At 66.5% G+C, this 22,238-nt stretch carries 18 protein-coding genes; 15 read left to right on the top strand and 3 right to left on the bottom strand.

All coding sequences use genetic code 11. The features are described 5' to 3' along the window. The first annotated feature begins 26 nt into the window (after window positions 1-26). The 14 genes from KQ910_RS03235 to KQ910_RS03170 all read left to right on the top strand — a co-directional run bounded on the left by KQ910_RS03235 (window position 27) and on the right by KQ910_RS03170 (window position 17,931). Window positions 27-857, top strand: coding sequence for an FAD binding domain-containing protein (locus KQ910_RS03235; RefSeq protein WP_216957050.1), 831 nt, complete (start codon window positions 27-29; stop codon window positions 855-857). Beyond that, on the top strand, window positions 854-3,565 hold the full coding sequence (locus KQ910_RS03230) for a molybdopterin-dependent oxidoreductase (RefSeq protein ID WP_216957049.1): 2,712 nt from the start codon (window positions 854-856) through the stop codon (window positions 3,563-3,565). The genes KQ910_RS03235 and KQ910_RS03230 overlap by 4 nt, the downstream gene beginning before the upstream one ends. Then, entirely contained in the window at window positions 3,562-4,992 is a 1,431-nt protein-coding gene (locus KQ910_RS03225; RefSeq protein WP_216957048.1) for a 6-hydroxynicotinate reductase, read from the top strand. Before KQ910_RS03230 ends, KQ910_RS03225 begins: the two co-directional genes overlap by 4 nt. Then, window positions 4,989-5,972 carry a UPF0280 family protein gene (locus KQ910_RS03220; protein WP_216957047.1) on the top strand — a complete coding sequence of 328 codons (984 nt, stop codon included), beginning with the start codon at window positions 4,989-4,991 and terminating at the stop codon, window positions 5,970-5,972. The genes KQ910_RS03225 and KQ910_RS03220 overlap by 4 nt, the downstream gene beginning before the upstream one ends. After that, on the top strand, window positions 5,969-6,556 hold the full coding sequence (locus KQ910_RS03215; RefSeq protein WP_216957046.1) for an amino acid synthesis family protein: 588 nt from the start codon (window positions 5,969-5,971) through the stop codon (window positions 6,554-6,556). The genes KQ910_RS03220 and KQ910_RS03215 overlap by 4 nt, the downstream gene beginning before the upstream one ends. Window positions 6,557-6,569: 13 nt before the next feature. Next, the gene (locus KQ910_RS03210) at window positions 6,570-6,950 is read left to right on the top strand and encodes a hypothetical protein (RefSeq protein ID WP_216957045.1); all 381 of its coding nucleotides are present in this window, start codon (window positions 6,570-6,572) and stop codon (window positions 6,948-6,950) included. 76 nt (window positions 6,951-7,026) lie between these two features. Continuing rightward, entirely contained in the window at window positions 7,027-8,232 is a 1,206-nt protein-coding gene (locus tag KQ910_RS03205) for an ABC transporter substrate-binding protein (protein WP_216957044.1), read from the top strand. 107 nt (window positions 8,233-8,339) lie between these two features. Continuing rightward, window positions 8,340-10,217, top strand: coding sequence for an ABC transporter permease (locus KQ910_RS03200; RefSeq protein WP_216957043.1), 1,878 nt, complete (start codon window positions 8,340-8,342; stop codon window positions 10,215-10,217). After that, on the top strand, window positions 10,214-10,963 hold the full coding sequence (locus tag KQ910_RS03195) for an ABC transporter ATP-binding protein (RefSeq protein WP_216957042.1): 750 nt from the start codon (window positions 10,214-10,216) through the stop codon (window positions 10,961-10,963). Before KQ910_RS03200 ends, KQ910_RS03195 begins: the two co-directional genes overlap by 4 nt. Further along, the gene (locus tag KQ910_RS03190; protein WP_229600305.1) at window positions 10,963-11,676 is read left to right on the top strand and encodes an ABC transporter ATP-binding protein; all 714 of its coding nucleotides are present in this window, start codon (window positions 10,963-10,965) and stop codon (window positions 11,674-11,676) included. The genes KQ910_RS03195 and KQ910_RS03190 overlap by 1 nt, the downstream gene beginning before the upstream one ends. 4 nt (window positions 11,677-11,680) lie before the next feature. Continuing rightward, on the top strand, window positions 11,681-13,726 hold the full coding sequence (locus KQ910_RS03185; RefSeq protein WP_216957041.1) for a hydantoinase/oxoprolinase family protein: 2,046 nt from the start codon (window positions 11,681-11,683) through the stop codon (window positions 13,724-13,726). An 80-nt stretch (window positions 13,727-13,806) separates the two neighbouring features. Beyond that, a complete protein-coding gene (locus tag KQ910_RS03180) occupies window positions 13,807-14,946 on the top strand; it encodes a mandelate racemase/muconate lactonizing enzyme family protein (protein ID WP_216957040.1) in 1,140 nt (379 codons plus the stop codon). A gap of 138 nt (window positions 14,947-15,084) precedes the next feature. Next, window positions 15,085-16,224, top strand: coding sequence for a mandelate racemase/muconate lactonizing enzyme family protein (locus KQ910_RS03175; RefSeq protein ID WP_216957039.1), 1,140 nt, complete (start codon window positions 15,085-15,087; stop codon window positions 16,222-16,224). Between the two features lie 174 nt (window positions 16,225-16,398). Continuing rightward, window positions 16,399-17,931: a GmrSD restriction endonuclease domain-containing protein gene (locus KQ910_RS03170; RefSeq protein ID WP_229600530.1), complete on the top strand. Its 1,533-nt coding sequence runs from the start codon at window positions 16,399-16,401 to the stop codon at window positions 17,929-17,931. Here the strand turns inward: KQ910_RS03170 and KQ910_RS03165 are convergent. The 3 genes from KQ910_RS03165 to KQ910_RS03155 are packed head-to-tail and all read right to left on the bottom strand — an operon-like array spanning window position 17,928 to window position 21,617. Next, entirely contained in the window at window positions 17,928-19,526 is a 1,599-nt protein-coding gene (locus KQ910_RS03165; protein WP_216957037.1) for a GMC family oxidoreductase, read from the bottom strand. The two genes, KQ910_RS03170 and KQ910_RS03165, sit on opposite strands and share 4 nt — an antisense overlap. Window positions 19,527-19,561: 35 nt before the next feature. Continuing rightward, window positions 19,562-20,332, bottom strand: coding sequence for an aspartate dehydrogenase (locus KQ910_RS03160; protein WP_216957036.1), 771 nt, complete (start codon window positions 20,330-20,332; stop codon window positions 19,562-19,564). A 10-nt stretch (window positions 20,333-20,342) separates the two neighbouring features. Next, window positions 20,343-21,617, bottom strand: coding sequence for an amidase (locus tag KQ910_RS03155; RefSeq protein ID WP_216957035.1), 1,275 nt, complete (start codon window positions 21,615-21,617; stop codon window positions 20,343-20,345). Between the two features lie 67 nt (window positions 21,618-21,684). Between KQ910_RS03155 and KQ910_RS03150 the strand changes: the two genes are divergently transcribed. Beyond that, window positions 21,685-22,236, top strand: a complete 552-nt coding sequence (locus KQ910_RS03150; RefSeq protein ID WP_216957034.1) for a VOC family protein — start codon at window positions 21,685-21,687, stop codon at window positions 22,234-22,236. The last annotated feature ends 2 nt before the right edge of the window (window positions 22,237-22,238 follow it).

Below are 22,238 nucleotides of genomic sequence, written 5' to 3'. Positions count from 1 at the left end.
TGTGTCATCGTACGTACACGAACGATATGGGCGCCTATCTCCGACCCCGAGGCCTTGAAGAGGCTCTCCAGGCACTGACCCGACCCTTCATGGTGCTTGCGGGCGGGACCGACTTCTATCCTGCCCGCGTCGGACGGCCCGTCACCGAAGACATTCTCGACATCGGGGCAATTGCGGCCCTTCGCGGCATTTCCGAAACCGCCGACGGCTGGCGCGTGGGCGCCACGACGACCTGGAGCGAACTGGTCGAAGCTGGCCTGCCTCCCCTGTTCGACGGGCTGAAGCAGGCGGCGCGCGAAGTCGGCGGCCGGCAGATCCAGAATGCCGGCACGATCGCGGGAAACATCTGCAACGCCTCGCCGGCGGCAGATGGCATGCCGGCCCTGCTGGCCCTCGAAGCCGAAGTCGAGGTGGCGAGCCGCGACGGCGCTCGCCGCCTGCCGCTCGGAGCGTTCGTCACCGGCGTCCGCAAGACGGCGCTGCTGCCCGGCGAGCTCGTCACGGCCCTTCATGTTCCGCGTCCGAAACACGAGGCCCGCAGCGCGTTCCTCAAACTGGGCGCCCGCCGCTATCTCGTGATCTCGATCGCGATGGCCTCGGTCGTCGTGGAGGTTAGCAATCGAACGGTCGCGGCGGCGCGTATCGCCGTCGGCGCCTGTTCACCGGTGGCGCAACGCCTGCCGGACCTCGAACGAACGCTGGTCGGTGTGCCGGTTGACGCGCACCTGGGTGAACGGGTCGAGCCCCGCCATCTAGCGCCGCTGTCGCCGATCGATGATGTGCGCGGCAGCGCGGGCTATCGCGGCGAAGTGGCCCTGGTCCTGCTGCGACGCCTCCTGTCGGAGGTGGCGGCGTGAAACTCCAGTTCACCCTCAATGGACGCGAGACGGACTGGGACGGCGCGCCGGTCACGCGACTGGCCGCGGCGCTGCGCGACGATCTCGGCGTCACCGGCACCAAGATCGGCTGCGACGCCGGCGATTGCGGCGCCTGTACGGTCCTGCTCGACGGGCGGCAGGTCTGTTCCTGCCTGGTCGCCATGGGGCAGGTGGAAGGCTGCAGCGTCGAGACGGTCGAAGGTCTCGAAAGCGGCGATAGTGCTGTTGCTGACCTCCAGCAATCATTCCTCGATCATGGTGCGGCCCAGTGCGGCATCTGCACGCCGGGCATGCTGATGGCCGCGCAGGAGCTGGTGCGGCAGAACGGCAAGCCGACGCGCGCCGAGGTCGAGGATGCGCTGGGGGGCGTGCTCTGCCGCTGCACCGGCTACGGCAAGATCGTCGATGCGGTGATGGACGTCGTCGCACGAGCGCCGGCGCCCGCGCCGCCGGCCGGTGAAGCCGTCGGTGCCCGCATCGTCCGCGTCGACGGGCACGTCAAGGTCACGGGCCGCGATGTCTTTGGCGCCGACGCCATTCCCAAGGATGCCCTGTGGGTTCGCGTCGTGCGTTCGCCCCATGCGCGGGCGCGCTTCGAATTGGGCGATCTCGGCCCCTTGCGCCAACGCCTTGCGGCCGTGCTCACGGCGGCGGACGTGCCGTTCAACGGCTATGGCATCTATCCCGACGTGAAGGACCAGCCGGTGCTGGCCGACGGGCTGGTCCGCTATCGCGGCGAGGCGGTGGTCGCGCTGGTCGGCGAACGGGCCGACGTCATGGCCATCCGCGACGACGAAGTGCCGATCACCTGGATGCCGGAGCCGCCGGTGGTGGGCATAGATGCCGCGATGGCCGCCGACGCGCCGCTGGTCCAGGCCGACAAGCCGGGCAATCTGCTGCAGAACGGCGGCGTGAAGCGCGGCGACGCGGCGAGCGCCTTCGAGTCGTGCACCGCCGTCGCGGAAGGCACGTTCGAGACCGCCTTCGTCGAACACGCCTATATCGAACCGGAGGCCGGCTGGGCGTTGCGGGTCGGCGACCGTATCGAGATCCACGCGACCACGCAGACGCCCTACATGGACCGCGACGAGGTCGCGAACCTGATGCGGCTGAAGCCCGAGGCCGTTCGCATCGTGCCGACCGCCTGCGGCGGCGGCTTCGGCGGCAAGCTCGACCTGTCGGTCCAGCCGCTGATCGCCATCGCGGCCTGGACGCTGGGCCGTCCCGTCGCGCTCGTCTACACGCGGCCTGAAAGCATGGCCGCCAGCACCAAGCGCCATCCGGCGCGAGTGAAGGCCCGGTTCGGGTGCGACGCCGAGGGCAAGCTTCTCGCCTGCGACGTGACGGCGACCTTCGATACGGGCGCCTATGCCTCGTGGGGTCCGACCGTCGCCAACCGCGTGCCGGTGCATGCGATGGGGCCTTATGCCATTCCCAACGTGCGGACCTGGGGCGAGGCCTTCTTCACCAACGGCCCGCCCGCGGGCGCCTTTCGCGGCTTCGGCGTGCCGCAGGCCGCCATCGCGCACGAGGCGATGATGGACAAACTGGCCGACCGGCTGGGCATCGACCGGTTGGAGTTCCGCCATCGCAACGCCCTGCGGGCCGGCGACACGACGGCGACGGGGCAGACGCTCGCCCATTCCGCCGGTCTCGCCCAATGCCTCGACGCCCTGCGGCCGCATTGGCGGGCCGCCCACGAGGCGATCGCTGCCTTCAATGCCCAAGGCGGTCCGCGCCGGCGCGGCATCGGCGTCGGCTGCATGTGGTACGGCATCGGCAATACCTCGATGTCGAACCCCTCGCGCATGCGTGTCGGGCTGTCGCCGGCCGGCACGCTCACGCTCTACAGCGGTGCGCTCGACATCGGGCAAGGCAGCAACACGATCATGGTGCAGATCGCGGCCGATGCGCTGGGCTTGCCGGCCTCGCAATTCTCCCTCGTGACCGGGGACACCGATCTCACCGCCGATGCCGGCAAGACCTCGGCCTCGCGCCAGACCTTCGTGTCGGGCAGGGCGGCGGAGAAAGCCGGCCAGGATCTCCGCCAGCAGATCCTGCGGCTGGCGAATGCCGGCCCGGAGGCGATCCTGACACTCGAGGGCGCGAAGCTCTCGGTGCGCGATGGCGCCGTGGTGCGGGCGATCGATCTCGTCATGGCGGGTCCGTTGATCGGCGAAGGCACGTTCGATCCGCCGACCACGCCGCTGGATGCCGACGGCCAGGGCGTGCCCTACGCGACGTACGGGTTCGCCGCCCAGCTGGCGGAAGTCGAGGTCGATGTCGAGCTGGGAACGGTGAAGGTCCTGCGCATCGTGGCGGCACACGATGTCGGCCGGGCGATCAACCCGACCCTCGTCGAGGGCCAGATCCAAGGTGGAGTGGCGCAGGGGCTGGGTCTCGCGTTGATGGAGGAATACCTGCCCGGCCGTACCGAGAACCTGCATGACTATCTCATCCCGACCGTGGGCGATGTCCCCGAGATCGAGTGCATCCTGATCGAGGACCGCGAGCCGCTGGGCCCGTCCGGCGCCAAGGGAATCGGCGAGCCGGCCCTGGTGCCGACGGCGCCCGCGATCCTGGGCGCGGTCCATCATGCGACCGGCGTGCGCGCCCATCGCGTCCCGCTATTGCCGCATCGCTTGCGGGAGGCCATCGTCAAGCAATCGGAGGCGAAGACGACATGAGCGACGACATCTCGCTCTCGGAGGCCGAGCGTAGCGCCGGCATCGTGCGCTGCGATGCCTGTCCCGTCCTCTGCCGCATCCGTCCCGGCCGCGCTGGCGCCTGCGACCGCTACGCCAACGAGAACGGCGCGCTGGTGCGGGTCGATCCACTGCTGCTGCTGGCCAAGCCCGATCTCGCCCGCGTCGCCTTCGTCGAGGGCAGCGAGGCGTGGCGCGGCGAACTCGGGAAGGGGGAGGGCGCGTTCGTCACCGGCATCGGCGCCACCACCACCTATCCCGACTACAAGCCGGCGCCGTTCATCGTCTCGTCGAAGCATGACGGCGTCGACATGGTCACGGTCGTGACCGAGGGGATCTTCAGCTACTGCGGCGTCAAGGTGAAGATCGACACCGATCGCTATCTTGGTCCCGAGCAGGCGGCGGTGAGGGTCAAGGGTGAGGCGGTGGGCCACGTCACCACGGCCGAATACGGCTCGCAGATGCTGTCGCTGGGCGGCGTCCATCACCTCACCGGCGGCAGCAAGAAGGAGGGCGTCGTCACCTGCGACGCCCTGCTGGCGCTGTGCAATCGCGAGGCCGTCGAACTCAGCATCGACGGCGGCTCGACGGTGGTGGTGCAGGCCGACCGGCCGCCGATCGTGAACGGCGTTCTCGAGGAGCGCATGCGCGTGGGTTGCGGCTCGGCGGCCATCGGCATGTTCGCGCCGCAATGGAAGGATCATGTCGACGAGGTGATCGTGGTCGACGACCACATCACCGGCGTGCTGAGCGAGCACCAGGGCGGCGCCTTCCTCGACATGAAGCCGGCCGGCATTCGCGTGCGCGGCCGCCGCTCGACGCCGGGCCGCTACTTCCAGGTCGCCGAGCCGGGACTGGGCTGGGGCGGCACCAACGTCAGCGACCCGCTGGAGATCATCGAGAAGATCGATCCGAAGCAGGCCTGGCCCGGTCTGAAGCTGCTGATGGTCTCGACGACCGGCGAGCATTCGGCGTGGTTCACGCTCGACAATGAATTGAAGCCACAGCCGGCCGAGATGCCAGTCCCGGTGCGTCACGTCGTCGATCGCATCGCCGAGAATTGCGAGCCCGCGCTCTGTACCGTGCTGTTCATGGCCGGCGCCGGGGGCTCGCTGCGTGCCGGCGTCACCGAGAACCCGGTGCGGCTGACGCGCTCGGTGCGCGACACACTGACCAAGGTCACGCTGGGAGGCGTGCCGGCCTTCATCTGGCCGGGCGGAGGCATCACGCTGATGGTCGACGTGGCGCGCATGCCGGCCAATTCGTTCGGCTATGTGCCGACCCCGGCGCTGGTGGCGCCGATCGAGTTCACCCTGCGCGCCGACGATTATGCGGCGCTGGGCGGCTACGCTTCGCGTGCGGTCACGCTGGAAAGCGTGCTGGCGCACCACAAGGTGCGTATCGAATGAGCGCCGTCGCCGCCCGCCTCGGCGATGGCCGGCTGCACCTGCAGCACGGGCCGATCGATCTCATCGTCGAGGCGTTCGGCGCGGCGGACGAAGTCGAGCGCGCCTATGCGCAGGCGATCGATCGCTTCGGCGACATCCTGTCGACTCTGGTTGGCGAGCTTGCGGTGCTGCGCCGGCCGGTGGGCGAGGCTTATCCGCTGCTGCAGGGGCCGGTGGCCCGGCGCATGGCCGAAGCCGTATGGCCGCATCGCACGGTCTTCATCACGCCGATGGCGGCTGTCGCCGGCGCCGTCGCCGACGAGATGCTTCAGGCGATGGTCCGCGGCCGCACCCTCGACAAGGCCTATGTGAACGACGGCGGCGACATAGCCCTTCATCTCGCGCCCGGGCAGTCGCTGCGTGCCGGCATCTTCGCGGATTCGACCTCTTCCCCATTCAGATGGGGAAGTGCCCCGTCATACGGGGCGATGGGGTCATGCTTGTCGGCGCCGCACAGTATGACCCCTCCGTCGGCGATGACGCCGCCACCTCCCCATTTGAATGGGGAGGAACGTTATTCATTAGACGGCGTGGCCCTGCTGACGCACGAGCGGCGGGTGCGGGGTATCGCAACGTCGGGCCGGGGCGGACGTTCTTTCTCCCGGGGTATTGCCGACAGTGCGACGGTGCTCGCCGCGACGGCGGCGGCGGCCGATGCGGCGGCCACGATGATCGCCAATGCGGTGAATGCCGATCATCCGGCCATCGAGCGCCAGCCAGCCTGTTCGCTCGATCCGGACAGCGACCTCGGCGACCGGCTGGTGACGGTCGCGGTGGGCGACCTGCCGTTGGAAACCATCGACGCGGCGCTCGATCGCGGGCTCGCCGAAGCGCGCCGCCTCAGGCTCCGTGGCCTGATCGACAGCGCTGCCGTGTCGTTGCGGGGACATTGGAGACTCGAAACGGGCGGCACGCCGCTTGATCTGTCGGAGGCGGGATGAGCGACCTTGTGAAAATCCGGAAATACGTGGCGACGGTCGAGGAGACGCTCCACGACTTCGGTCCGGCGCTGGCGCGGCCGGTCACCAAGGCCGTGGTCGGCGGCATGATCGCCAACCCCTATGCCGGCCGCTACGTGGCCGACATCCAGCCGATGATGAAGGCGCTGGAGCCGCTGGCGGTCGATCTCACCGAACGGGTGATGAAGATGCTGGGCGCCAGGGGCTCCGAACTGGAAGCCTACGGCAAGGGCGCGATCGTCGGCCTGAACGGTGAACTCGAACATGCCGCGCTGTGGCATCAGCCCAGCGGCTTCGGCATTCGTCACGCCATGGGCGGCGCCAAATCGATCGTGCCCTCGACCGTGAAGGTCGCGTCGGCCGGCGCGCGCATCGACATTCCGCTGCATCACGTATCGGCGGCCTATGTACGCAGCCATTTCGACACCATCGAGTTCTGCGTGCCCGACGGGCCGCGGCCGGACGAGATCGTGTTCATCGTCGCCGCCTCGATGGGTGGCCGTCCTCATGCGAGGGTGGGCGGGCTGACGCCGGCCGAGATCAAGCTGGGGGATGGTCAGCGATGACCAGGGGGCAACGATGAACGACGACGCGCTCGCGGCCGCCTTGACGGTGATGGACGCCTATATCGACGGGCTGAACCGCCACGACGAGCCGGCTGTCAACGCCGCCTGCAATTTCCCGCATGTGCGGCTGGCCGGCGGCAAGGTCGTGGTCTGGCCCAACCACGGCGACTACAAGCTGGGCGATTTCGTCGCCCGCGCCGGTGATGGCTGGCATCACAGCACGTGGGACGAGCGCACGCCGATCCATGTCGGGCGCGACAAGGTCCACCTCAAGGTGAAGTTCAGCCGCTGGCGCGCGGACAACTCGCTGCTGGGCGCCTTCGAGACGATCTACATCGTGACCCGTCAGGACGGTCACTGGGGAATACAGGCCCGGTCGAGCTTCGCCGACTGAATGCTTGTGGGAGAGGGGCCGGCCTCGCTAGGGTCGGTTCACAGGGAATGTTTCACTTAACGAAGAGGGGGATCTCATGCTGACCCGCAATCGCCTGCTCGCTGGCACGGCCGCGCTCGTCGCGTTGTCGCTCGTCGGACCGGCCGCCGCGCAGGCACCGATCAAGATCGGCGAGCTCAACAGCTACAAGGTTTTCCCGGCCTTCCTCGAGCCCTACAAGAAGGGCATCGAGTTGGCGGTCGAGGAAGTGAACGCGGCGGGCGGCGTGCTCGGCCGCAAGATCGAGGTCGTGAGCCGCGATGACAATGGCAATCCCGGTGACGCCGTGCGCGTCGCCGAGGAGCTGCTGAGCCGCGAGGGCGCCGCGTTCCTGATCGGCACCTTCCCCTCGAACGTCGGCCTTGCCGTCGCCGACTTCGCCAAGCAGCGCAAGGTGCTGTTCATCGCCGCCGAGCCTCTGACGGACAAGATCGTCTGGGACCAGGGCAACGCCTACACGTTCCGCCTGCGCACCTCGACCTACATGCAGACGGCGATGCTCATTCCCGACGCCGTCAAGCTCAAGAAGAAGCGCTGGGCGATCGTCTATCCGAACTACGAGTACGGCCAGTCGGCGACGGCCGCCTTCAAGAAGCTCCTGAAGGAGAAGCAGCCTGACGTCGAGTTCGTCGCCGAGCAGGCGCCGCCGCTCGGCAAGATCGACGCGGGTGCGGTCGCGCAGGCGCTGGCCGACGCCAAGCCCGATGCGATCTTCTCCTCGCTGTTTGGTCCGGATCTCGCGAAGTTCGTGCGCGAGGGCCAGACCCGCGGCCTGTTCAAGGGCGTCGAGGTGTTCAATCTCCTGGCCGGCGAGCCGGAATATCTCGATCCGCTGAAGGAGGAGTCGCCCGATGGCTGGTACGTCACGGGCTATCCGTGGAGCGAACTCAAGACGCCCGAGCACACCAAGTTCCTCAACGCCTACCAGGCGAAGTTCAAGGACTATCCGCGGCTGGGCTCGGTGGTGGGCTATGCGACCGTGATGTCGGCCGCCGAAGCCATCAAGAAGGCGGGCTCGCTCGATCAGGAGAAGCTGGTCGCCGCCATGAAGGGGCTCACGCTGATCACGCCGTTCGGCATGGTCGAGTACCGGCCGATCGACCATCAGTCGACCATGGGCGCCTATGTCGGCCAGATCGGTGTGAAGGACGGCAAGGGCTACATGAAGAACTGGCGCTTCATCGACGGCAAGGATGCCCTGCCGAGCGACGCCGACGTCCAGAAGATGCGGCCGAAGAACTGACGGTGACGCAGTCACCGTCATCCCGAGCGAAGTCGAGGGATCTCGCCTGATGCGCGCGAGGTCTCTCCACTCCGCGCTGCGCGCTCCGGTCGAGACGACGATCTAAGGTGACCCTCGCTTCCTTCATCATCCAGCTCCTGAACGGGCTGGCCGCGGCCGCGTCGCTGTTCCTGGTGTCGGCCGGCCTGTCGCTGATCTTCGGCGTCACGCGGATCGTGAACTTCGCGCACGGTTCGCTCTACATGCTGGGGCTCTACGGCGCCTATTCGCTGATCGAGTTTTTCGGCCGCACGCCGCTGGGCTTCTGGGGCGCCGTCGTGCTGGCCGCGCTGGCGGTTGGGCTGGTCGGCGTCCTGATCGAGGTGCTGGTGCTGCGGCGCATCTACCGCGCGCCGGAGCTGTTCCAGTTGCTGGCGACCTTCGCGATCGTGCTGGTGATCAAGGACATCGCGCTCTTCACCTGGGGTGCCGAGGACCTGGTCGGCCCACGCGCGCCGGGTCTCACGATGGCTGTCGAGATCATGGGCCGCCGCATCCCGGCCTACGACCTGCTGCTGATCGCCATCGGGCCGGTCGTGCTCGGCGCGATCTGGCTGCTGTTGACTCGCACGCGCTGGGGCGCGCTGGTGCGGGCGGCGACGCAGGATCGAGAAATGGTCGGCGCGCTGGGCGTCGACCAGGCCAAGCTCTTCACCTCGGTCTTCTTCGTGGGCTCCGTGCTCGCGGGCCTCGGTGGCGCGCTACAAATCCCGCGCGAGCCGGCCAATCTCGAACTCGACCTCGCCATCATCGCCGACGCTTTCGTGGTCACGGTCGTGGGCGGCCTTGGCAGCATCGGCGGCGCGTTCCTGGCCGCCATCATCATCGGCGTCGCCAAGGCCTTCTGCATCGGCATTGGCACCGTGACCTGGTTCGGCTTCGAGGTGTCCTTCTCCAAGCTCACCCTGGTGGTCGAGTTTCTGATCATGGCGCTGGTGCTGGTGGTGCGGCCCTACGGTTTGCTGGGCAAGCCGCAGGCCGCACAGCGCGCCGCATCGGAGCCGGCGCCGCCGCTGCAGGTCCCGTCCTGGACCTTCGCGCTGGTCTGGCTGGCGCTGCTGGCCCTCGTGCCGCTGGTCGCCGACCGCTACGCCACGATCCTGCTCACCGACATCGTCTGCTTTGCGCTCTTCTCTGTGTCGCTGCACTTCATCATGGGCCCGGCCGGCATGGTCTCGTTCGGCCACGCCGCCTATTTCGGCATCGGCGCCTATGCGGCGGGGCTCCTGCTGAAGCGCTTCGGCCTGCCGATGGAAGCAGCACTCCTGCTGGCGCCGCTGGTCGCCGGCGCCTTCGCCATCGTCTACGGCTGGTTCTGCGTGCGCCTATCCGGCGTCTATCTCGCGATGCTGACTCTGGCCTTCGCGCAGATCAGCTGGTCGATCGTCTTCCAGTGGGATTCCGTCACCGGCGGCAGCAACGGCGTGTTCGGCGTCTGGCCGGCCGGCTGGCTGGCCGACAAGACGGTCTACTACTATCTGGCGCTGGTCCTGTGCGGCGCCGGCATCGTGTTCCTGTGGAGGGTGCTGTTCTCGCCGTTCGGCTACGCCCTGCGCGCCGGCCGCGATTCGCCGTTGCGCGCCGAGGCGATCGGCATCGACCTGCGCGGCTTCCAGTGGGCGGCCTTCGTGCTGGTCGGTGCGATGGCCGGTCTCGCGGGCGCGGTTTATGCCTTCTCCAAGGGCAGCATCTCGCCGTCGAGCATCTCGATCGCGCAGTCGACCGACGGGCTGATCATGGTCCTGCTGGGCGGCGTCGAGACGTTGACCGGCCCGGTCGTCGGCGCGGCCATCTTCACCTGGCTGCGCGACGCGGTGGCACGCAACACCGAGTTCTGGCGCGCCGTCATGGGCGGCGTGATCCTTCTGATCGTCCTGCTCTTTCCGCAAGGACTTGTCGGCGGCCTGAAGGCGCTGGTCACGCGCTGGCGGGAGCAGCGGGCATGAGCCATCCGGTCCTCCAGGTCGATGGCCTGCACAAGGCGTTTGGCGGCGTGCAGGCGGTGGCCGACGTCTCCTTCGCCGTGTCGGCCGGCGAGATGCTGGCGCTGATCGGGCCGAACGGCGCGGGCAAGAGTACCTGCTTCAACATGCTGAACGGCCAGCTCGCACCCGATGCCGGCATCGTGCGCCTCGAAGGCCGCGACATCGTGGGCCTGCGCCCGCGCGCCATCTGGCGGCTGGGCGTCGGCCGTACCTTCCAGATCACCGCCACCTTCGCCTCGCTCAGCGTCCGCGAGAACGTGCAGATGGCGCTCTATTCCCATGCCGGCCGCCTGCGCTCGCTGCTGTCGCGCTTCGGCGCGGCCTTCGCCGCCGAGGCCGACGCGCTGCTCGACCAGGTCGGCATGCTCGACCAGGCGGAGCGGACATGCGGCGTGCTGGCCTATGGCGACCTGAAGCGCGTGGAACTCGCGATCGCGCTGGCGAACGAGCCGCGCCTGTTGCTGATGGACGAGCCGACCGCCGGCATGGCGCCCAAGGAGAGGGTCGCGTTGATGGAGCTGACGGCGCGGCTGGCGCGGGCGCGCAATATCGCCGTGCTGTTCACCGAACACGACATGGACGTGGTCTTCACCCAGGCCGATCGCATCATCGTGCTCGACCGCGGCGTGCTGATCGCCGGTGGCACGCCCCAGGAAGTACGCGCCAATCCCGATGTGCGCGCGGTCTATCTCGGGAGCGCGCACTGATGGCCGCGGCGATGCTCCAGGTCAACGACCTGCACGCCTTCTACGGCCGCGCCCACATCCTGCACGGCATCTCGCTTGAGGCGCGCGCGGGCGAGGTCGTGGCGCTGCTCGGCCGCAACGGTGCGGGCAAGTCGACGGCCATGAAGGCGATCATGGGCCTGGTGCCGCCGGCCCGCGGCGAGGTGAGCTTCGCGGGCCAGCGCATCGAGCGCCTGCCGCCGTATCGCATTGCGCGGCTCGGCCTCGGCTACGTGCCGGAGGAGCGGCGCATCTTCACCGAGCTGTCGGTGATGGAGAATCTCGAAGTCGGCCGCCAGGCGGCGCGCGCCGGCGTGCCAGTCTGGACCGAGGAGAAGCTCTTCGCGCTGTTCCCCAATCTCGCGCGCATGCGCGAGCGGCCGGGCGGGCGCATGTCGGGCGGCGAACAGCAGATGCTCACCATCGCCCGCACCCTGATGGGCAATCCGAGCTGCGTGCTGCTCGACGAGCCGTCCGAGGGCCTCGCGCCCATCATCGTCGAGGAGATGGGCAATTCCATCCGGGCGCTGAAGGGCGAGGGCGTGTCGGTCATCCTCTGCGAGCAGAACCTGCACTTCGCGCTGGGCGTCGCCGACCGCGCCTACATCATCGAGAAAGGCCAGATCCGCTTCGGCGGCTCGATGGCCGAGCTGGCGGCCAACGATTCCCTCCGCGAACAATATCTTTCGGTTTGAACACATGCCGCCCAAAAGCACCTTCACCGTCGGCATCGATGTCGGCGGTACCTTCACCGACCTGCTGGCGATCGATCCCGCCTCGAATGAGGTGAGGCTGGCCAAGGTGCCGACCACCGTCGAGAACCAGGCGATCGGCTTCATGGCCGCACTGGCGGCCGCCAGCCTCGATCCGGCGCTCCTGCAGGCGGTCGTCCACGGCACGACGACGACTACGAACGCGCTGCTCGAACGCAAGATCGCCAGGGTCGGGCTCATCACGACCAAGGGTTTTCGCGACGTACTCGAACTCGGTCGTCGCACGCGCCCGCAAGCCTACGGATTGCGCGGCACCTTCCGGCCGATGATCGACCGTGAGGTGAGGCTGGAAGTGCCCGAGCGCATGGACGCCGACGGCAAGGTGCTGACCGCGCTCGACGAGGCCGCGGTGGCCGACGCCGCGCGCAAGCTTCTGGCGGCAGGCTGCGAGGCGGTCGTCATCCATTTCCTGCACAGCTACATCAACCCGGCGCACGAACGCCGCGCCGCCGAGATCGTGCGCGGGCTCTGGCCCAACGCCTATGTCACGGCGGGTCACGTCATCCTGTCGGAGTATCGCGAGTACGAGCGCGGCGTGACGGCGGCGGTAAACGCCTCGGTCCAGCCCGTCCTCGACCGCTACCTGTCGCGGCTGCGCACGGAGTTGAAGGCCAAGGGCTACGATCGCGACCTGCTGGTGATGCAGGGCAATGGCGGCACCATCTCGTCGCAGCTGATCGCCGAGGCGGCGGTGAACACGGTGATGTCCGGCCCGGCTTCGGGCGTGATGGCAGCGGCCTATACCGGCCGTGCCTCGGGCCATCCCAACCTGATCACCTACGACATGGGCGGCACCTCCACCGATGTCGGGCTGATCGAGAATGCCGTGCCGCAGGTCTCGGGCGAGCTCGAACTCGAATATGCCATGCCGATCCACGTACCGATGGTCGACGTGCACACGATCGGTGCAGGCGGCGGCTCGATCGCCTCGGTCGATGCGGCGGGCATGCTGAGGGTCGGGCCGGAGAGCGCGGGCGCGCGGCCCGGCCCGATCTGCTACGGCCGCGGCGGCGCCGAGCCCACCATCACCGACGCCAACCTGGTCCTGGGCCGACTCAATCCCGACAAGCTCCTGGGCGTCGACCATCCGGTGACGCTCGACCATGTGCGTGGCCTCATGCTGGAGAAGGTCGGCCAGCGGCTCGGCCTCGATGCCGAGGCGGCGGCCGCCGCCGTGCTGCGCATAGCCAACGATCGCATGGCGGGCGCGGTGCGCCTGGTGTCGCTGTCACGCGGCCACGACCCGCGCGACTTCGCGCTGTTCGCCTTCGGCGGCGCCGGCCCCTTGCACGCGACCGCGCTGGCCCGCGAGCTGGGCATTCCCACGGTGCTGGTGCCGGCGCGGCCCGGCATCACTAATGCGCTGGGCTGTGTCGTCGCCGACCTGCGCCACGACTACGTACGCACGGTGAACAAGCCATTGTCCGCCGTCGACGATGCCACGGTGGCGCGCATCTATGCCGGGCAGGCGGCCGAGGGCGAGGCCACGATCGGGCGCGAGGGCGTGCCGGTGCGCGAACTGCGCCGCGTCCTGTCGGCCGACATGCAGTTCCAGGGGCAGAGCCACATCCTGTCGGTCGGCGTCGACAGCGCCGATATCGGCGTCGCGGGCCTGCACAAGGCCTTCGCCGCCGCCTATTGGCGGCGTTTCGGCATCGAGCTGGCGGAGATCCCGCCGGTCCTCGTCAACCTGCACACGGCCGTGATCGGTGTGCGGCCGGAAATCTCGCTGGCGGCACTCGCCGCCACCGATCGCGCGTCCACGCTGGCCGCCGCGAAACTCGGCACGCGCCGCGTCTGGTTCAGCGACGGCTGGCACGACACGCCGGTCTATGCCCGCGAAAGGCTGCCGCTCGACGCAACGCTCGAAGGCCCCGCGATCCTCGAACAGCTCGACTGCACGACGGTCGTCGAGCCGGGCGACAAGGTCCGGCAGGACAAGCTCGGCAATCTGCTGATTTCCGTTTCCTGATCGAGTTTGCGTTGTCATCCTGAGCGCAGCGAAGGATCCTTCGCTGCGCTCAGGATGACACTGAGTTCTGGGAGGAAGAAATGAAAGTCACCGACGTCGTCTGCCACATCCTGAGCTGCAAGGTGGACAAGCCCTTCGTCTCGGCGCGCGGCTGGGTCTATGGCACGCGCTCGACCTGTCTGGTCGAGATCTCGACGGACGAGGGCATTACCGGATGGGGCGAGTGCTACGGGCCCGCCGCCGTCGCCAAGACCTTCGTCGAGACGCAGTTCAAGGCGCGCGTCGTCGGCCGCGATCCCTTCGACGTCGAGGCGATCTGGGAAGACCTCTACAACAGGATCAAGGATTACGGCACGACCGGCATGGCGATCTCCGCCATCTCCGGCATCGACATCGCGCTATGGGACATCATGGGCCGTGCGGTGAACAAGCCGGTCCACAAGCTGATTGGCGGCGCCTATCGCAGCGAGGTGATTCCCTACGCGACCGGCCTCTACTTCATCGACATGAACCGGCTCGTCGAGGAGGCCGTCGAGGAGGCGCTGGAGTTCAAGAACGACGGCTTCCAGGCCATCAAGATGAAGATCGGGCTGGGCGACCTCAAGCTCGACACGAAGCGTGTCGCCGCCGTGCGCGAGGCGATCGGCCCGAACGTCAAGCTGGCCGTCGACGCCAATCACTGTTTCTCGGTGCCCAACGCCATCAAGCTCGGCCGCATGCTGGAGGAGCACGACATCCTCTGGTTCGAGGAGCCGATCAGCCCCGAGGATCATGACGGCTACATCGAAGTGACGCGCGCCCTCGACATGGCGGTGGCCGGCGGTGAGAACGATTTCACCCGCTGGGGCTTCCGCGACGTCATTGCGCGCAAGGCGATGGACATCGTGCAGCCCGATCTCTGCGCCGCAGGCGGCTTCTCGGAATGTCGCAAGATCGCGACGCTCGCCTCGGCCTTCGGCGTCGAATGCGTGCCGCATGCCTGGGGCTCGGCCATCGGCCTCGCCGCCACGGTGCAGTTCCTCGCGGCCCTGCCGGACCAGCCGCCGGCCTTCCGCCCGATGCCGCCGATGCTCGAGTTCGAGCAGACGCCCAACCCGCTGCGCGATCACCTGGCACAGGAGCCGATCGAGCAGAAGAAGGGCATCGTGAAGGTCCCGACGGGGCCCGGTCTCGGCATCGAGATCGATCGCGAGGTACTGAAGAAGTACAAGGTGGCTTAAGCTTGCCTCCCCAGTCATCTGGGGAGGTGTCAGCGTCTTACGCTGACGGAGGGGTCATGGGGTCGCTCCGCAGATGACCCCTCCGTCGCCGTATGACGGCGCCACCTCCCCATTTGAATGGGGAGGGAAGGAGAATTCATGAAAATCGTCGACGTAAAGGCCTATCCGACCAGCTATCGCGTGCCCAAGGAGCTGCAGGTTTCGCTCGGCATCGGCACCATGACCAAGCGCGACTGCGTGATGGTCAAGGTAACGACCGAGGACGGGATCGTGGGATGGGGCGAGAGCCACCATGCGCGCTCGCCGGGCAGCATCGGCCACCTGATCAACACGACCCTGAAGGGCTTCGTGGTCGGCATGGATGCCACCGACACGGTCGGCATCTGGGCCAAGATCTACAAGTTCCAGCTCGGCAGCCACGGCATGGGCGCCGCCACCGCCATGGCCATGAGCGGCCTCGACCAGGCGCTGTGGGACATCAAGGGCAAGGCTGTGGGCTGGCCGCTCTACAAGCTGCTGGGTGGTTCCAACAGGCCGGTGCCGGCCTATGCCGGCGGCATCTCGCTCGGCTACCAGGCGCCGGAGTCGCTGGCCGACGAGGCCGGGCCGATGGTCGCGGCGGGCTACAAGGCGCTGAAGCTGCGCGTGGGCGACAGCGTGAAGAACGACATCGCGCGCATGACCGCGGTGCGCAAGCGCTTCGGCGACGACATGGTGCTGCTGACCGACGCCAACACGGGCTACACGGTGGAAGATGTGCGCCGCGTGATGCCGGCGATGGATGAGCTGGGCATCTCCTGGCTGGAGGAACCGTTCCCGGCGCACGACCATCGCTCCTACGCGATGGCCAAGGGCTGGGGCGTGACGCCGCTGGCCGCCGGCGAGAACCACTACACGCGCTTCGAGTTCCACCGCATCATCGAGGACGGCAACATTACCATCCTGCAGCCCGACCTGTCCAAGAGCGGCGGCATCACCGAGGTTCAGCGCATCGCGGCGGCGGCCTCGATGTGGAAGCTGCCGATCCATCCGCACAGCTCGATGACCGGCCTGAACCATGCCGTGTCGATCCACTTCCTGGCGTCGATCGACAATGGCGGTTACTTCGAGGCCGATCTCTCCGTGGCCAACAAGTTTCGCGATGAGCTGGGCAGCGCGCCGTGGGAGATCGGCAAGGACGGAAACGTCCGCCCGCTCGACAAGCCCGGCATCGGTGTCGAGATCGACGAGAAGTTCCTGATCGCCCATCCGGTCATCGAGGGGCCGGGGTACGTGTAAGACGAGCCACATGAGGAGACCTCGTAATGAGGAGTCTTCAATTAGTGCTCCCACGCATCCTGCTTGCCATAATTATCAGTGTGGGTTGTATTTCTGTCTGTTCGAGCAGCGAAGCTTAAGGCTTGAATTTAAGAGGGGGCTACCTTGGCATCTAGACGCGTGAACTTGGATGCGATGATCCCGCGCGAGGATTTTGGCCGGGAAGCGGATGAAGAGCTTACCATTGAGCTGATCCGCGACTTTCCTGTTTCAAATCTTGCGGAAGATTCTCCCATAAGACGCCAGCTAAGAAAGCCGGATTTTCAACGTGAGACGAATCATTGGTCGCCAGGGCAAGTTGTTTCATTAATTGCTAGTTTTGTGGATCAGGAGGTTGTTCCCTCTCTGATACTCTGGAAGTCACCTAACTTTATTTTTGTTATTGATGGCGCTCATCGTCTCAGCGCTCTACGCGCCTGGATGGAAGACGATTATGGCGACGGAGCAATTTCCCGAGCGTTCTATGGTGAAATTCCCGAAGAGCAGAAGCGGATAGCGAAGCGCACACGGTTGCTCGTCGAAAAGTCCATCGGCCGATTTTCGACGCTCAAGAGCTTGGTGGGAAGTAAGTCCGCAGAGAATCCGATCCAAGCCCGTCGTGCTGGGGCGCTGTTCACTCGACCCCTGCATTTGCAGTGGGTTGTTGGCTCTCAGTCGGTTGCAGAAACGTCCTTCTTTAAAATTAACAGCCAAGGCACGCCCCTCGACGAAGTCGAGGAAATGCTCATTAAGAATAGACGTAAGCCAATAGCAATTGGGGCAAGAGCAATATTAAGGGCAGGGTCTGGTCACAAATATTGGTCTGGTTTCACTGACAAGAATCAGTCGAAAATCGAAGAAGTAGCGGCAGATCTCTATAAGATTCTTTTTAAGCCCGAAACGCAGACGCCGTTGCGCACATTGGAGTTGCCGCTTGGTGGGGCAGCTTCTCCTGTAGATGCTCTGTCGGTCCTAATTGAGTTCCTGACGGTTGCGGGTACTCGCAATCAAACAACAATCAAGTCTATCTCTGAATACGATGATGATGAGTCGGGTGATGCAACAATTGACGTGCTGAAGAAGTCCGTTGATATCGCCAACAGGATTACAGGTGATGCCCCGGGAAGTTTGGGCCTTCATCCGGCCGTTTATTTCTACAACGAGCGGGGAAAGCACAGTCGCTTCCTGTTTCTTGGAATTTCCACCTTAATCGCAGACAAGGTGCGTAACAACGATAGCGATTGGTTCAAGAAGTTCTCGGCGGCAAGAGAAACTATTGAGAAGTTCTTGATGGAGAATAAGTCCCTTCTGGGCATTCTGCTTCAGAACATGGGTAAGCTCCAGCGCGTGCCCAAAATGCGTGACATGTTTAACTTTCTTGTGACCGAAGCTAACGCCGGCCGCTCCCTCTCCGCGGAAGCGCTAATTAGTCATCTTGGACTCAAGGGCCGCATCATCGACGTGAATGCAAAGCAGACTAGTCAGAGTTTTTCAGATGACACCAAGTCGATGGTATTTGTTCGTGCTGCAATAGAATCGGCGTTGAAGTGCCCAATCTGTAAGGGATTGCTCGACTTCTCGAAGTCAGGCTCCTACGACCATATCGTCAGAGTGAGGGATGGCGGTATCGGAACGCCTGAGAATGCCCAAATTGCTCACCCGTTCTGTAATACTTCGGTGAAGAACTAACTCGCGGCTATGAGATCGCTAGCCTTCTCCGCAATCGCGTTGGTCGCGGCGTAGGTGTTGCCCGACACCATGGTCGGCATGCACGACGCGTCGGCGACGCGCAGGCCTTCGAGGCCGATCACGCGCATGCTGAGCGGATCGACCACGGCCATAGGGTCGGTGCCGAGCTTGGCGGTGCCGACCGGGTGATAGGTCGTCGAGCCGGTGGCGCGGGCGTGCGCCATCCATTGCTCGTCGGTCTGCACCGCCGGTCCCGGCAGGTTCTCCTCGACCACGAAGCTGCTGAGCGGCGGCGTGGCGAGCAGCTTGCGCAGGTACTTCATCGCCGCCAGTAGCGCGTCGCGGTCATGCTGGACGGCGAGATAGTTGGGCTGGATCTCGGGCTTGGCCGTGGGATCGGCGGTGGTCGCCTTGACGTGGCCGGTGCTCTCGGGCCGGAGCTGCGAGACGCCCAGCGTCATGCCGGGCACGCGATCCAGTTCCGAGGTGCCGTAGCGGCCGGGCATGTAACTGGCCGGTGCGAAGTAGAGCTGCATGTCGGGCGTGGCGAGGCCTGGCCGCGTCTTGAAGTAGCCGCCGGCATGGCTGGGTGCGGCGGTCAGCAGGCCCTTGCGCGTGAAGGCATAGCGCAGCACCTCAGCTACCAGCGGCAGGCCGCGGCTCTTCTCGTTCAGCGAGCCCGCGCCCTTCACGAGCGCCGAGACGCGCACGGCATAGTGGTCGCGGAAGTTGCGGCCGACGCCCGGCAAAGCATGCTTCACCGCCACGCCGATCTCGTGCAGGTCGTCGGCGTTGCCGATGCCGGAGATCTGCAGCAGCTGCGGCGTGTTGATGGCGCCGCCGCTCAGGATCACGTCGCGGCGGGCACGGACCGACTTCGATTGGCCGTCCTGGCGATAGGTGATGCCGACGGCCTTCCTGCCCTCGAGATCGATGCGCTCGACCAGTGCGTGGGTGATGACCTTGAGGTTCGCGCGGCCCATCGCGGGGCGCAGATAGGCGTCGACCGGGCTCCAGCGCCGGCCGCCCTTCATCATGTTCTGGTAGAGCAGCGTGCCTTCCTGGTCGCCGCTGTTGTAGTCGGGCGAGCGCTTGAGCCCGAGCGCTTCGTTGGCATCCATGAAGGCGTCGCTCAGCACGTGCGGGTCGCGCTGGTCCTCGATGAACAGCGGACCGGAACGGCCGCGCGTCTCGTCGCTGCCGCCGACGCGGCTCTCGGCGCGCTTGAAGTAGGGCAGCAGGTCGTCCCACGACCAGCCGCGGCAGCCGAGCTGCGCCCAGGTGTCGTAGTCGGCCGACTGGCCGCGCACATAGAGATGGCCGTTGATCGAGCCCGAACCGCCCAGCACCTTGCCGCGCGGAAACCTTATCTTCCGACCGTCGATGTGCGGGCCGGGCGCGGTCTCATAGCCCCAGTTGAGATTCTCGTTGTAGACCGTCTTGTTGAAGCCGGCCGGCACCTTGATCCAGATATGGTTGTCCTTGCCGCCGGCCTCGATCACCGCGACCGTGTTCTTGCCCGAAGCCGACAGGCGATTGGCCAGCACGCAGCCCGCCGCGCCGGCACCCACGATGACGTAGTCGAACTCTTCCATTTGGTTCCTCCCCCTCTTGTGAAGGTGGCTTCTCGTTACGCGGCAACCACCAACGTCGAGGCCAGTTGGCGCACCGACTTCACCATCGCCATGGCGACCAGCTTGCCGGTCTTGCGGTTCTCCTCGCTGACGGCCACGTCCTCCAGGAATGTGAAGCGGCCGAACGTGCCCTTGGCTTCCAGCTCTACGATGTGCGTGGTGAGGGTGGGATCGGCCACGATGACGACGCGCGTCCTGTCGAGGCCGATTCCGGCAATGGCGGCCGCCGCCGAGATGTTGACGTTCTGCGGGTAGAGCCGCGCGCCCTCGCGCACCGGCCCGTCGAACACGGTGTGGGGCGCCGTGAGACCATCGAGATCGACCAGCGTCTCGGCGATCGTGCCCTTCCAGGCCGACGGGTCCTTGCGCACCGTGACAGTGACGCTCTCCAGCCCGCCGACCGCGGCGCTGCTCAATATGTCGAGTGCGCCGATGCCGGCCGAGGGCAGGATCAGGCGCCTGCCGCTGGCTTTTGCGGCCGCCAGCAAGCGATCGAACAGCGCCGTGTCCGTAAAAGCGCCGACGGAGGTAACAAGAAAATCCGCACCGTTCTCCAGCACGCGCTGCCCATGCGCGCGGACGGCCTCGTGTCCGGCGCATTCGGCCACGGCGTCGAACTTGTGGGCGAAGAACCGGTCGGGCTCGTGCGTCAGCACGCCTTCCGGCCGCGGCCGGCGCACCAGAACGGAGACCAGTTCGATGTTCTCGAGGCCAGCGGCTTCGACATGCTTGCCGATCGCACCGTAACCGATCAGGCCCAGTTTCACGATTTCACCTTCACGAGAGACGGGCCTCCACCCAGCGCGCCCAGGCAATGAGCTGGTCGTCGTCCCGCAGCGGCGCGATCAACTGCACCGACAGCGGCAGGCCGAACGGTCCGGCATTGAAGGGCAGGGCAATGCAGGGCGTGCCCAAAAGGGTCCAGAAGCGATTGAAGATCGGATCGCCGGTGTAGCCGAGACCCGCCGGTGCCTCGCCGCGGGCGGCAGGAGCGAGCAGGAAGTCGAAGCGTTCCCACACCTGTGTGAGATCGGCCAACGCCCGGCGCTTGCGCTTCCTGGCATCGGCGAGCTGGGCTGAGGTGACGCTGTCGCCCACCTCGAGGCTCGCTGTCAGGCTGGGCGACAGGAGATGGGGGAAGCGGGCACGTTCCGGCCCATAATGGTGGGTCGCCTCCTTGGTCATGACCCGGTTGTGCGCGGTGATGAGCGGCCCCCAGCTCTCTGGCATTTCCCAGTCGCGCACCTTGGCGCCGCCGGCCCGCAAGGTTCGGGCGGCAAGCTCGATGTTCTTCCTGTTGTACGGCTCGGCCTGGTCCCACCACAGGGTGCGGCACAAGCCGATGCGCGGCGCGTGGAGGGGCGGATCGGCCGGGGCATGGCCGTAGGCGGCGCGGATCAGTGCCAGGTCGTTGGCCGTGCGGGTGAAGAACCCCAGCGTGTCGAGGCTCTTCGCGTAGGTCTTGATGCCGGTCGTGTCGGCCCAGCCGAAGGTGCCCTTGTAGGCAACGATACCGTTGAAGGCGCCGGGACGGATCACCGAGCCCGAGGTCTGCGTGCCGTATCCGATCGGAACCATCGTATCGGCGACCGCGGCGGCCGAGCCCGAGGAGGAGCCGGCCGGTGTGTGGCGCAGGTTGTGCGGGTTGTGCGTCTTGCCGGCATGGGCGCCGGCGAATTCCGTCGTCACCGACTTGCCCAGCACGATGGCGCCGGCGTTCACGAGCTGCGTCACGCAGGCGGCGTCACGGCCCGCGACATGGTCGCGGTAGATCGGCGAGCCGCAGGTGGTCGGCAGGGTCTTCGTCGAGATGATGTCCTTCACGGCAAGCGGGATGCCGTGCAGCGGCCCCACGGGCCTGGCGCGCTTGTCGAGCATGTCGGCGCGCTTGCGGGCGCCGTCGGCGTCGAGCGCCTCCCAGGCGTGCACCTGTCCCTCGCGCAGATCGATCCGGTCGAGGCAGGCTTCGACGAGATCGCGCGCCTTCAGGCGCTTCTGCGACATGCGCAGGACCGCTTCGCTCGCCGACAGCTTGTTGGGCGATTTCGCCATGCGCTCGTTCCCCTTTCGATTCGTTGGGCGCATGATGACCGAGCCCCGCACGGAAAGGTAGCCGTTCATGCCCCAGGGTTTGCCGTTCAAGGTCCAGAAGCTCGGCCATGCGGTGGTGAACGTCGCCGACCTCGACCGGTCGCGGCGCTTCTATACCGACGTGCTGGGCTTCAGGATTTCCGACGTCTATCCCGGCTCCATGATGCCGGGCGGCATGGTGTTCCTGCGCTCCAACGGCGACCATCATTGCCTGGCGCTGGTCGGTGGCGCGCCTGCCACCGAGGCGAGCGCGCGCACGCTGCATCACCTGGCCTTCGAGCTGGCCACGCTCGACGAGGTGTTCCGTGCCCGCGATCACCTGAAGGCGCACGGCGTGGAGATCGTCTACCAGGGCCGCCGCCGCGCCGGCTGCCAGGTCTCGGTCGAGTTCCTCGATCCCGACGGCCACCATCTCGAACTCTACTGGGGCGTCGACCAGATCGGCTCCGGCGACCGTGCCCGGCCGGCCGAGGAATGGTGCCAGACCATGACCCTGGAGGATGCCGTACGCATTGCCCCGCCGGGCCAGGACACGACCCTGCACGATTCCGGGCTCAGGAGACTCGTGAACGACGCCTAGGC

The sequence above is a fragment of the Reyranella humidisoli genome (assembly GCF_019039055.1).
In the GTDB taxonomy this organism is placed as follows: domain Bacteria; phylum Pseudomonadota; class Alphaproteobacteria; order Reyranellales; family Reyranellaceae; genus Reyranella; species Reyranella humidisoli.
This window is presented reverse-complemented; position numbering and strand designations above follow the sequence as displayed.